Annotated in this window: 8 protein-coding genes; 6 read left to right on the forward strand and 2 right to left on the reverse strand. The window is 66.6% G+C overall.

Annotated features, from left to right (window positions below; translation table 11 throughout):
* The first annotated feature begins 27 nt into the window (after positions 1–27).
* A complete protein-coding gene (locus ACM6JT_RS28035) occupies positions 28–681 on the forward strand; it encodes a cysteine hydrolase family protein (protein WP_034179414.1) in 654 nt (217 codons plus the stop codon).
* A 105-nt stretch (positions 682–786) separates the two neighbouring features.
* Here ACM6JT_RS28035 and ACM6JT_RS28040 read toward each other — a convergent pair whose 3' ends face one another.
* Entirely contained in the window at positions 787–1,428 is a 642-nt protein-coding gene (locus tag ACM6JT_RS28040) for a TetR family transcriptional regulator (RefSeq protein WP_105390038.1), read from the reverse strand.
* Between the two features lie 398 nt (positions 1,429–1,826).
* Here ACM6JT_RS28040 and ACM6JT_RS28045 point away from each other — a divergent pair, with 398 nt between their 5' ends.
* The 3 genes from ACM6JT_RS28045 to ACM6JT_RS28055 are packed head-to-tail and all read left to right on the forward strand — an operon-like array spanning position 1,827 to position 7,843.
* Entirely contained in the window at positions 1,827–3,104 is a 1,278-nt protein-coding gene (locus tag ACM6JT_RS28045) for an efflux RND transporter periplasmic adaptor subunit (RefSeq protein ID WP_034178902.1), read from the forward strand.
* Positions 3,105–3,119: 15 nt separating this feature from the next.
* Positions 3,120–6,320 carry an efflux RND transporter permease subunit gene (locus ACM6JT_RS28050; protein ID WP_105390039.1) on the forward strand — a complete coding sequence of 1,067 codons (3,201 nt, stop codon included), beginning with the start codon at positions 3,120–3,122 and terminating at the stop codon, positions 6,318–6,320.
* Positions 6,320–7,843: an efflux transporter outer membrane subunit gene (locus ACM6JT_RS28055; protein WP_105390040.1), complete on the forward strand. Its 1,524-nt coding sequence runs from the start codon at positions 6,320–6,322 to the stop codon at positions 7,841–7,843. The genes ACM6JT_RS28050 and ACM6JT_RS28055 overlap by 1 nt, the downstream gene beginning before the upstream one ends.
* Positions 7,844–7,976: 133 nt before the next feature.
* On the opposite strand, the gene ACM6JT_RS28060 is transcribed toward ACM6JT_RS28055, so the two are convergent.
* On the reverse strand, positions 7,977–9,353 hold the full coding sequence (locus ACM6JT_RS28060) for a nucleobase:cation symporter-2 family protein (RefSeq protein WP_034178899.1): 1,377 nt from the start codon (positions 9,351–9,353) through the stop codon (positions 7,977–7,979).
* Positions 9,354–9,802: 449 nt separating this feature from the next.
* Between ACM6JT_RS28060 and ACM6JT_RS28065 the strand changes: the two genes are divergently transcribed.
* Together ACM6JT_RS28065 and ACM6JT_RS28070 are read left to right on the forward strand one after the other, a co-directional pair.
* Complete coding sequence (locus tag ACM6JT_RS28065; RefSeq protein ID WP_414857702.1) at positions 9,803–11,284, forward strand: xylulokinase; 1,482 nt, start codon at positions 9,803–9,805, stop codon at positions 11,282–11,284.
* Positions 11,285–11,526: 242 nt separating this feature from the next.
* Positions 11,527–12,633 carry an S-(hydroxymethyl)glutathione dehydrogenase/class III alcohol dehydrogenase gene (locus ACM6JT_RS28070; RefSeq protein WP_034178897.1) on the forward strand — a complete coding sequence of 369 codons (1,107 nt, stop codon included), beginning with the start codon at positions 11,527–11,529 and terminating at the stop codon, positions 12,631–12,633.

The following is a 12,633-nucleotide window of genomic DNA, read 5'->3' on the forward strand; positions in this document are numbered from 1 at the left end:
GCCGCGCGTCAGGACCAGGAGCCATTCATGTCGAACACCGCCTCGCATACCACCTCCCGCCGCGCGCTGATCGTGATCGACGTCCAGAACGAATACGTGACGGGCAACCTGCCGATCGAGTATCCGCCGCTCGACGTGTCGCTCGCGAACATCGGCCGCGCGATCGACGCCGCGCATGCGGCCGGCGTGCCGGTGATCGTCGTCCAGCACGTCGCGCCGGCCGGCGCGCCGATCTTCGCGCCCGGCACCGACGGTGTCGCGCTGCACGCGGTCGTCGCCGGCCGGCCGTACGCGCACCTGATCGAGAAGGCGCAGGCGAGCTCGTTCGCCGGGACCGATCTTGCCGCATGGCTCGACGCGCACGGGATCGACACGCTCGCGGTGGCCGGCTACATGACGCACAACTGCAATGCGTCGACGGTCTATCACGCGGCGCACGCGGGACTGAACGTCGAGTATCTCGAGGATGCGACGGGTGCGTTGCCGTACGAGAACGAAGCGGGCGCGGCGAGCGCCGAAGAGATTCACCGCGCGTACACGGTGGTGTTCCAGTCGAATTTCGCGGCCGTGATGTCGACCGACGCGTGGATCGCCGGGCTGGCCGGCGCGCCGATGCCGAAGCGCGATTCGGTAGCCGCGTCGAACCGGCGGGCACGCGCGCATCGCGCGAAGGCGGCCTGAGCCGGGCGGGGAGACGGAGGCGGGCAAGCGCATTGCCGCGACTGTTGCGCGGCCCGGCTCGCCGATCGATGAAAATGAAACGGCGCGCGGGCGGCCGCCGTGCCGTCAGTCTTTTTCCTTCAGCATCGCCGGGCTGTAGCGCAGCATGTCGAAGCAGCCGTCGACGAGCTTTTCCGCATGCTGTTCGGCGTCGATCTCGTCGGGCAGCATCAGCATGTCGCGCACGAAGCCGCTGACGAGCGTGTGCAGCATCAGCGTCGCGCGCCACGTATCGAGCCGCTCGGGCAGCAGCTTGAGCCGCACGGCGCCCGCGAGATCGGCGTCGATCGTGTGCAGCGCCTCGCTCATCCCCGCGCGGTTGCGCTGCAGCAGCGGCTCCATGTCCGCGACGTATTCGCACTTCATGAACAGGATGCTGAACACGCGCCGCAACTGCGAGTCGCGCTGCACGCCGAGCAGGCACCAGATCAGGATCTTGCGGATCTTCTCGAGCGGATTGCCGCCCGGTGCATCGAGCGGCATCCGCTTCAGCTCGTCGATCGGCAGGAACACGCGGTCGAACATCGCGTCGAACAGCTCGCTCTTGTTCGCGAAATGCCAGTAGATCGCGCCGCGCGTGACGCCGGCGTGCTGGGCGATGTCCGCGAGCGACGTGTGCGACACGCCCTTCTCGAAGAACACGTGTTCGGCGGCATCGAGAATGCGATTGCGCGTCTCGAGCGCCTCCTCCTTGGTACGTCTGACCATGTGCAGGCCTGATTGGATCGATCGTAGGTGAATATAGGGTCCGCAACCCTCGTTGCCGTCATGCGGATTGGCTATGCTTGCGACTGGTAATAATTCGTAAGACTGGACAGTCGGCGCGATACAAACGGGCTTTTTACATACATTCGTGAATGTATATACAATACCACCCTACGATCGAATGACCCAAGTGGCAATCAGTTAATATCCCACTCTGCTGATTCCCGCCCCAAGTACCATCCGCAGTTCGCGGCATCCCGTCGGCATGGAGGTTTCGTGCCGACGTGCTGTATCCAGCAGTCCAGTAATTCAGGTGTTCGATCTGCGCCGCGAGGCGCATCCGTGTTGCGCTCCCGCCGGGTGCTGCACTTATTCCATTGGTTACACACAGAGGTCGCTCCATGCGCGTCGAACGGGTTCCATACCGCTTGATCACTGTCGCGGCAGCCGCGGTTTTCCTGGCTGCCTGCGGAAAAAAAGAATCGGCACCGCCGCCGCAAACGCCGGAAGTCGGCGTCGTCACCGTCCAGCCCCAAGCCGTACCGGTCTTCAGCGAGCTGCCCGGCCGCACCAGCGCGTTCCTCGTCGCGCAGGTCCGCGCGCGGGTCGACGGCATCGTGCTGCGCCGTGAATTCACCGAAGGCACCGACGTCAAGGCCGGCCAGCGTCTGTACAAGATCGATCCGGCGCCGTATATCGCCGCGCTGAACAGCGCGAAGGCGACGCTCGCGAAGGCGCAGGCGAACCTCGCCACGCAGAACGCGCTGGTCGCGCGCTACAAGGTGCTGGTGGCCGCGAACGCGGTCAGCAAGCAGGACTACGACAACGCGGTGGCCACGCAAGGGCAGGCCGCGGCGGACGTCGCGTCCGGCAAGGCGGCGGTCGACACCGCGCAGATCAACCTCGGCTACACCGACGTGGTCTCGCCGATCACCGGCCGCGTCGGCATTTCGCAAGTGACGCCGGGCGCGTACGTGCAGGCGAGCCAGGCGACGCTGATGTCGACGGTGCAGCAGCTCGATCCCGTGTATGTCGACCTCACGCAATCGAGCCTCGAAGGCCTGAAGCTGCGCCAGGACGTGCAGAGCGGCCGCCTGAAGACGAGCGGCCCGGGCGCGGCGAAGGTGTCGCTGATCCTCGAGGACGGCAAGACCTATGCGGAGCCGGGCAAGCTGCAGTTCTCGGACGTGACGGTCGACCAGGCCACCGGCTCGGTGACGATCCGTGCGGTCTTCCCGAACCCGGGCAAGGTGCTGCTGCCGGGGATGTTCGTGCGCGCCCGGATCGAGCAGGGCGTGAACGAGAACGCGTTCCTGGTGCCGCAGATCGGCGTCACGCATGACCAGAAGGGCCAGGCGATCGCGATGGTGGTGAACGCCGGCAACAAGGTCGAGCCGCGTCCGCTGAAGACGACGGGCATGCAGGGCCAGAACTGGATCGTCGAAGGCGGTCTGCAAGCGGGCGATCACGTGATCGTGCAGGGCGGCGAGAAGGTACGCCCGGGTGCGACCGTGAAGTCGGTGCCGGCGCAGCTCGCACCGGCGGCCGATGCCGCATCGGGCGCCGCCGCCGCAACCGCCGCACCGGCTGCCGCCGGTTCCGGCGCCGCCGCCGCTTCCGGTGCCGCCGCATCGGGCGCCGCGCCGGCGAGTGCTGCCGCTGCTTCGAGCGCGCAATAACAGGGAGCCTGTTTCATGGCAAAGTTTTTTATCGATCGCCCGATCTTCGCGTGGGTGATCGCCATCATCCTGATGCTGGCCGGGGTCGCGGCGATCTTCACGCTGCCGATCTCGCAGTATCCGACGATCGCGCCGCCATCGATCCAGATCACCGCGAACTACCCGGGTGCTTCCGCGAAGACGGTGGAAGACACGGTGACGCAGGTGATCGAGCAGCAGATGAGCGGTCTCGACAACTTCCTGTACATGTCGTCGACGAGTGACGACTCGGGCAACGCAACGATCACGCTGACCTTCGCGCCGGGCACCAACGCCGACATCGCGCAGGTCCAGGTGCAGAACAAGCTGTCGCTCGCGACGCCGGTTCTGCCGCAGGTCGTGCAGCAGCTCGGCCTGTCGGTGACGAAGTCGAGCAGCAGCTTCCTGCTGGTGCTCGCCTTCAACTCCGAAGACGGCAGCATGAACAAGTACGACCTCGCGAACTTCGTGGCGTCGCACGTGAAGGATCCGATCAGCCGGTTGAACGGCGTCGGTACCGTCACGCTGTTCGGCTCGCAGTACGCGATGCGGATCTGGCTCGACCCGAACCGCCTGACGAACTACGGCCTCACGCCGGTCGACGTGAGCTCGGCGATCACCGCGCAGAACGTGCAGATCGCGGGTGGCCAGATCGGCGGCACGCCGGCGAAGCCGGGCACCGTGCTGCAGGCGACGATCACCGAATCGACGCTGCTGCAGACGCCCGAGCAGTTCGGCAACATCCTGCTGAAGGTCAACCAGGACGGCTCGCAGGTGCGCCTGAAGGACGTCGCGAAGCTTGAGCTCGGCGGCGAGAACTACAACTTCGACACGAAGTACAACGGTCAGCCGACCGCGGCACTCGGTATCCAGCTTGCGACCAACGCGAACGCGCTCGCGACCGCGAAGGCCGTGCGCGCGAAGATCGACGAGCTGGCACCGTTCTTCCCGCACGGCCTCGTCGTGAAGTATCCGTACGACACGACGCCGTTCGTGAAGCTGTCGATCGAGGAAGTGGTCAAGACGCTGCTCGAAGGTATCGTGCTGGTGTTCCTCGTGATGTATCTGTTCCTGCAGAACCTGCGGGCGACGATCATCCCGACGATCGCGGTGCCGGTCGTGCTGCTCGGTACGTTCGCAGTCATGTCGCTGGTGGGCTTCTCGATCAACACGCTGTCGATGTTCGGCCTCGTGCTCGCGATCGGCCTGCTGGTCGACGATGCGATCGTGGTGGTCGAGAACGTCGAGCGCGTGATGGCGGAAGAGGGCCTGTCACCGAAGGAGGCAACCCGCAAGGCGATGGGCCAGATCACCGGCGCACTCGTCGGCATCGCGCTCGTGCTGTCGGCCGTGTTCGTGCCGGTCGCGTTCTCCGGCGGTTCGGTCGGCGCGATCTATCGCCAGTTCTCGCTGACGATCGTGACGGCGATGGTGCTGTCGGTGCTCGTCGCGTTGATTCTGACGCCGGCACTGTGCGCGACGATCCTGAAGCCGATCCCGCAAGGGCATCACGAAGAGAAGAAGGGTTTCTTCGGCTGGTTCAACCGCACGTTCAACAACAGCCGCGACAAGTACCACGTCGGCGTGCACCACGTGATCAAGCGCTCGGGCCGCTGGCTCATCATCTACCTGGCCGTGATCGTCGGGGTCGGCCTGCTGTTCGTGCGCTTGCCGAAGTCGTTCCTGCCCGATGAAGACCAGGGCCTGATGTTCGTGATCGTGCAGACGCCGTCGGGTTCGACGCAGGAAACGACCGCGAAGACGCTGGCGAACATTTCCGACTACCTGCTGAAGGACGAGAAGGAAATCGTCGAATCGGCGTTCACGGTGAACGGCTTCAGCTTCGCGGGTCGCGGCCAGAACTCGGGTCTCGTGTTCGTGCGCCTGAAGGACTACTCGCAGCGTCAGCATGCGAACCAGAAGGTGCAGGCACTGATCGGCCGGATGTTCGGGCGCTATGCGGGCTACAAGGACGCGATCGTGATCCCGTTCAACCCGCCGTCGATTCCTGAACTCGGTACGGCCGCCGGCTTCGACTTCGAGCTGACGGACAATGCCGGTCTCGGCCACGATGCGCTGATGGCCGCGCGCAACCAGTTGCTCGGGATGGCCTCGAAGGATCCGACGCTGCAGGGCGTGCGCCCGAACGGCCTGAACGACACGCCGCAGTACAAGGTCGACATCGACCGCGAGAAGGCGAATGCGCTCGGCGTGACGGCGGATGCGATCGACCAGACGTTCTCGATCGCGTGGGCGTCGAAGTACGTGAACAACTTCCTCGACACCGATGGCCGGATCAAGAAGGTCTACGTGCAGGCCGATGCGCCGTTCCGGATGACGCCGGAGGACATGAACATCTGGTACGTGCGCAACGGGTCGGGCGGGATGGTGCCGTTCAGCGCGTTCGCGACCGGTCACTGGACGTACGGTTCGCCGAAGCTCGAGCGTTATAACGGCATCTCGGCGATGGAAATCCAGGGTCAGGCCGCACCGGGCAAGTCGACCGGTCAGGCGATGACCGCGATGGAAGGGCTCGCGAAGAAGCTGCCGGTCGGTATCGGCTATTCGTGGACCGGCCTGTCGTTCCAGGAAATCCAGTCCGGTTCGCAGGCGCCGATCCTGTACGCGATCTCGATCCTCGTCGTGTTCCTGTGTCTCGCGGCGCTGTATGAAAGCTGGTCGATCCCGTTCTCGGTGATCATGGTGGTGCCGCTCGGCGTGATCGGTGCACTGCTCGCGGCGACGATGCGCGGCCTCGAGAACGATGTGTACTTCCAGGTCGGCCTGTTGACCACCGTGGGCTTGTCCGCGAAGAACGCGATCCTGATCGTCGAGTTCGCGCGCGAGTTGCAGGTGACGGAGAAGATGGGGCCGGTCGAGGCCGCACTGGAAGCGGCGCGCCAGCGGCTGCGCCCGATCCTGATGACGTCGATGGCGTTCATTCTCGGCGTGATGCCGCTCGCGATCAGCAACGGCGCGGGCTCGGGGAGCCAGCACGCGATCGGCACGGGCGTGATCGGCGGGATGATCACGGCGACGTTCCTCGCGATCTTCCTGATCCCGATGTTCTTCGTGAAGGTCCGCGCGATCTTCAGCGGCGAACGGGAAGATGCCGACGAGGCATTGCGCTTGGCTCAGGAGCACGCGAAGCACGAAGAGAAGCCGGGCAACGGCGACGAAGGCAACAAGGGACAGTGATGATGCAAAAACACGCTTTGACTGCAATCGCGGTCGCGCTCTTTGCCACGGGCTGCACGATGGCGCCGCATTACAAGCGGCCCGACGCACCCGTCGCGCAGGCGTACCCGGCCGGCGGCGTCTACGCGACGCAGCCGGGCGCTGCCGGCGCGCGCAGCGCGAACGGCCAGGCGGCGACCGCCATCGGCTGGCGCGAATTCTTCGTCGATCCGCGCCTGCAGCGGCTGATCGAGATCGCGCTGAAGAACAACCGCGACCTGCGCGTGTCGGTGCTGAACATCGAGGCGGCGCGCGCGCAGTACCAGATCACGCGCGCGGGCCTGTTCCCGACGCTCGACGGCACCGGTACGGGCAGCATCCAGCGGTTCCCGGCCGGCGTGTCGTCGACGGGGCAGCCGCTGATCTCGCGCACCTACAACGTCGGGCTTTCCGCGTCGTGGGAGCTCGACCTGTTCGGCCGCGTGCAGAGCCTGAAGGATCAGGCGCTCGCGCAGTACCTGTCGACCGCATACGCGCGGCAGGCGTCGGAAATCTCGCTGGTGTCGCAGGTGGCTGACCAGTACCTGACGCTGCTGTCGACCGACGATCTGCTGAAGGTCACGGAGAACACGCTGAAGTCCGCTCAGGCGTCGTACGACCTGACGAAGCTGCAGTTCGACAACGGCACGGGCTCCGAGCTCGAGCTGCGTCAGTCGCAGACGGTGGTCGAGACGGCGCTCGCGAACCAGCAGGCGCAGGCGCGTGCGCGTGCGCAGGCGCTGAACGCGCTGGTGCTGCTGATCGGCGAGCCGCTGCCGGACGACCTGCCGCCGGGCATGCCGCTCGACGCGCAGAACCTGCTGACGGACGTGCCGGCCGGGTTGCCGTCGGACCTGCTGACGCGCCGTCCGGACGTGATGCAGGCCGAGCAGACGCTGCTGGCCGCGAACGCGAACATCGGTGCGGCACGCGCGGCGTTCTTCCCGAAGATCTCGCTGACCGCGGCATTCGGCACCGCGAGCCCGACGCTCGGCGGCCTGTTCAAGGCCGGTACGGCGGCGTGGTCGTTTGCGCCGAGTATTGCGCTGCCGATCTTCGAGGGCGGTTCGAACATCGCCAATCTCGATCTCGCGCACGTGCAGAAGCGCATCGAGATCGCGAACTACGAGAAGGCGATCCAGTCGGCATTCCGCGAAGTGTCGGACGGGCTGGCCGCACGCGGCACGTACGACCAGCAGATCGCCGCGCTGGAGCGCAACGAGCACGCGCAGCAGCGTCGTTTCGACCTGTCGGACCTGCGCTACAAGAACGGCGTCGACAGCTACCTGTCGGTGCTGACCGCGCAGACGGACCTGTACTCGGCGCAGCAGACGCTCATCAGCGCGCGCCTGGCGCGCTGGACGAACCTGGTCGACCTGTACCGCGCACTGGGCGGCGGCTGGACCCAGCGGGCCGGCGAGACGCCGCGCGCGCCGGATGAGCCGGTCGACTACGACAAGGCGGCCGCCCCGGCGCCCGCGTCGTCGGCGGCAACCAACGGGTAAGCGCGAAGCAGCGCGGGAGCGGGCGACCGCTCCTGTCCGTCGAACCGGCGGTATGTGGAAACGACAACGCCACGGACGAAAGTCCGTGGCGTTTTTTCATTACCGCGTTGCGCCGTCGTCCGGCGCGGCGCGATCAGTGGTGCACGTCGGCGGGGCGCCCGTCGAAGTCGTGTCCGGCGCGGCGGATGTCGCAGCGCGCATCCTTTTCGCCTTTCACGCCGTTGAACACGATGTTCAGGATCACGGCCGTGGCCGATGCCAGCAGGATGCCGCTGTGCAGGATCGGTGCGAGCGCGGGCGGCAGCTTCGAGAAGAAGTGCGGCGACACGACCGGCACGAGGCCCATGCCGACGCTCACGGCGACGATGAACAGGTTGTGGCTGTTGTTCACGAAATCGACCTTCGACAGCACCTTGATGCCGTTCGCGGCCACCATCCCGAACATCACGATGCCCGCGCCGCCGAGCACGAACGGCGGCACCGACGCGACGACCTGCGCCATCTTCGGGAACAGGCCGAGCATCACGAGGATCACGCCGCCCGTCGCGCACACGAACCGGCTCTTCACGCCAGTCACGCCGATCAGGCCGACGTTCTGCGAGAACGACGTATGCGGGAACGAGTTGAAGATGCCGCCGATCAGCGTGCCGAGGCCGTCGACGCGCAGGCCGCGCACCAGGCGATCCTGGTCGACCGGACGATCGACCATGTCGCCGACCGCGAGGAACATGCCGGTCGATTCGATGAACGTGACGAACATCACCGTGACCATCGTCGCGATCGACAGCGGGTCGAAATGCGGCCAGCCGAAGTGGAACGGCATCACGAAGCCGACCCACGGCGCGAGCGACACGCCTTCGGTGTTCACGCGGCCGAGGATGAACGCGATCACGAAGCCGGCGACGATGCCGAGCAGTACCGAGATGTTCGCGATGAAGCCGCGCCCGAACTTGTTGATCAGCAGGATCAGCGTCAGCACGAGCAGCGACAGGCCGAGATAGACCGGGCTGCCGTATTCGGGGTTGCCGACGCCGCCGGCGGCCCAGTTGATGCCGACCTCCATCAGCGACAGCCCGATCACGGCAATCACGGTGCCGACGACCACCGGCGGGAAGAACCGCAACAGCTTGCCGATCGTCGGCGCCAGCACGATGCCGATGATGCCGGCCGCGATGGTCGAGCCGAAGATGTCGAGAATGCCGAGGCCGGGGTTCGTACCGATCGCGATCATCGGGCCGACGGCCGCGAACGTGCAGCCCATGATGACGGGCAGGCGGATCCCGAAGATCCACAGGCCCAGCGTCTGGATCAGCGTGGCGATGCCGCACGAAAACAGATCGGCGCTGATCAGGAACGCGATCTGGTCTTTCGGCAGCTTGAGCGCGCCGCCGACGATAAGCGGCACGGCGACGGCGCCGGCGTACATGACGAGGACGTGTTGCAGGCCAAGCGTTACCAGCTTGCCGGTCGGCAGCACCTCATCGCACGGATGGACCGTGTTCGATTGCATCTGTCTCACTCCATGATCTTGTTTTCGGGGTGATACGAAGTTATGCGGAATGAATCCACGCAACAAGAGCGCTGGGTTCTATTCCGTGCTTTGCTGGTTCGATATGCCATTTCGGCATGAAACAGGGTGTCGATCATCGGGAAACTGCCGCAGGAGTGAGGTTCCCCGGTTTTATAGCCCTTCAAAATAGCGCCGGCCCCCATGTCAAATATCGGCCGCTTTATGGTGTGTATCGGCGCGGCCGCATAGTGGCAAAAAGGGGTGTCGGAAAACCGCGCCGGGTTAACCCGCGAACGGCCGCTTTTGCACGCAAGGTGCAGCCCGGCGAAACCAGGCTGCCGACTGCGGCTTCCGTACATCGCATTGCGCTGCGGTGACCGCAAAAGCCGGGGCGAGTATCGCGATCCCGTTATCATCGACATCCGTTCATTCGAATTCACCGTCACGTCATGCGCCTGCTCGGAATCGACCTCGGCACCGGCTCCGTCAAACTCGTCACGCTCGATGCCGATGGCGTCGAGCGCGCGGTCGCGAGCGAACCTTATGCGTTGTCGTCGCCGCGGCCCGGCTGGGTCGAGATCGCGCCCGATGCGTGGTGGCAGGCGCTCGTGCGCGCGGCCGCGCGGCTGCCGGCCGGCGAGCGCGCGCAGGTCGCGGCGATCGGCTTCTCGGGCCAGATGCATGGCGTCGTGCTGATCGACGCGGCCGGGCAGCCGGTGCGGCCCGCGCTGCTGTGGCCCGACACGCGCGCGGTGCGCGAAGCGGACGCGTCCGATTGGTCCGTCGCCGGATCGCCCGCCGCCGGATTGCCCGTCGCCGGATCGCCCGTCGCCCCGAACCCCGTTGCGCCGGGCATGGCAGGCCCGCTGTTGCGCTGGCTGGCCGAGCACGAGCCCGATGCGCTGCGCGCCGCGCGCTGGGCCGTGCAGCCGAAGGACTGGCTGCGCATCGCGCTCGGCGGCGACGTCGCGGCCGATCCGAGCGATGCGTGCGCGACCGCGCTCGCGACGCCCGACGGCGCATGGGATACGGCATTGATCGCAGCGCTCGGCCTGCCGGCCGACCGGTTCGCGCCGGTCCTTGCGTCGACTGCGCGCTGCGGCGTGCTCGGCGCGCAGGCGGCCGCGGCGCTCGGCCTGCCGGCCGGCGTGCCGCTGGCGACGGGCGCGGCCGACACCGCATGCGCGGCGCTCGGCAGCGGGCTCGCCGCGGCCGGCGACGCGCTGCTGACGACGGGCAGCGGCGGCCAGATCGTCGTGCTCGCGGACGCGCTGCCGCCTGCGCAGCGCGGGCTGCATCGCTATCGCGCCGCGGCCGGCGGCGGTTATTACACGATGGCCGCGATGCAGAACGTCGGGCTCGCGCTCGAAGCCGTGCGCGGCTGGCTCGGTTATTCGGGATGGGCGGATGCGTATGACGACGCGTTCGCGCAACCGGCGTCGGAACGGCTGTGCTTCCTGCCCTACCTGACCGGGGAGCGTTCGCCGTGGATGAACCCCGATGCGCGCGGCGGCTGGCTCGGTCTCGGGCTCGGCGACACGCGCGGCGCGATGATGCGTGCCGCGTTCGAAGGCGTCGCGTTCGCACTGCGCGCGGGGCTCGATGCGATCCGCGATGCCGATCGTCGCGACCCGGTGACGACGCTGCGTCTCGCGGGCGGCGGCTCGGTCGATCCGCGCTGGCGCCAGTTGCTCGCCGATGCGCTCGGCGCGTCGCTGCACGCGATCGATTGCCCGAACGCCGCGACGCGCGGCGCCGCGCTGCTCGCGGGCGTCGCGATCGGACACTGGCGCGAAGATGCGTTGCGCGCGCTGGCGCCGGCCGCGTCGCCGGTCGCCGCGCCGCGCGACGACCGCCTGCTGGCCGCGCGCCACGCCCGCTTCATCGATCTGTATGCGCGCACGGATGCATGGTTCACGACGGGCGTTTAAACTCGAACACTTGTTCTTTTGCGTCAGCGATGACGCATCGTGGCAAGCCGGCGACCGTTTCCCGCTCGCGGTGCGCGGCGGGAGCGGCCATCATGGCGAGCACGAGATGCTTTTGCCGTGTCGCGCGCGAGGTCGCGCGGCATGGTTTCGACAGCTTTGAACGGGGCCCGGTGCGAATGGGACCTGCGTAAGCGCCGAAGCGCCGCCCCGGGGCAACCTAATTGACTGACAGGAGTGACACGATGAAAACGAAAGCCGCGATTGCATGGAAGGCGGGTGCACCGCTGACGATCGAGGAAGTCGATCTCGAAGGGCCGCGCGCAGGCGAAGTGCTGATCGAAGTGAAGGCGACGGGCATCTGCCACACCGACTACTACACGCTGTCGGGTGCCGATCCGGAAGGGATCTTCCCGGCGATCCTCGGCCACGAAGGCGCGGGCGTGGTGGTCGACGTCGGCCCCGGCGTCGGCACCGTGCGGAAGGGCGACCACGTGATTCCGCTCTACACGCCGGAATGCCGCGAGTGCAAGTTCTGCCTGTCGCGCAAGACCAACCTGTGCCAGAAGATCCGCGCGACGCAGGGCAAGGGCCTGATGCCCGACGCGACGTCGCGCTTCTCGCTCGACGGCAAGCCGCTGTTCCACTACATGGGCACGTCGACGTTCTCGAACTACATCGTCGTGCCGGAAATCGCAGTCGCGAAGGTGCGCGAGGACGCGCCGTTCGACAAGATCTGCTACATCGGCTGCGGCGTGACGACGGGCGTCGGCGCGGTCGTCTACTCGGCGAAGGTCGAGGCCGGTGCGAACGTCGTCGTGTTCGGCCTCGGCGGGATCGGCCTGAACGTGATCCAGGGCGCGAAGATGGTCGGCGCGGACAAGATCATCGGCGTCGACATCAACCCGAAGCGCGTCGAGCTCGCGAAGAAGTTCGGGATGACGCACTTCATCAACCCGAACGAAGTCGAGAACGTCGTCGACCACATCGTGCAGCTGACCGACGGCGGCGCCGACTACTCGTTCGAATGCGTCGGCAACGTGAAGCTGATGCGCCAGGCGCTCGAGTGCACGCACAAGGGCTGGGGCCAGTCGTTCATCATCGGCGTGGCCGCGGCGGGCGAGGAAATCAGCACGCGTCCGTTCCAGCTCGTGACGGGCCGCGAGTGGAAGGGCTCGGCGTTCGGCGGCGCGCGCGGCCGCACCGACGTGCCGAAGATCGTCGACTGGTACATGGAAGGCAAGATCAACATCGACGACCTGATCACGCACACGCTGCCGCTCGAGCGGATCAACGAAGGCTTCGACCTGATGAAGCAGGGCGAGTCGATCCGCTCGGTCGTGCTGTACTGA

The sequence above is a fragment of the Burkholderia sp. IT-111MI5 genome (assembly GCF_949752865.1).
Taxonomy (GTDB): domain Bacteria; phylum Pseudomonadota; class Gammaproteobacteria; order Burkholderiales; family Burkholderiaceae; genus Burkholderia; species Burkholderia pyrrocinia_C.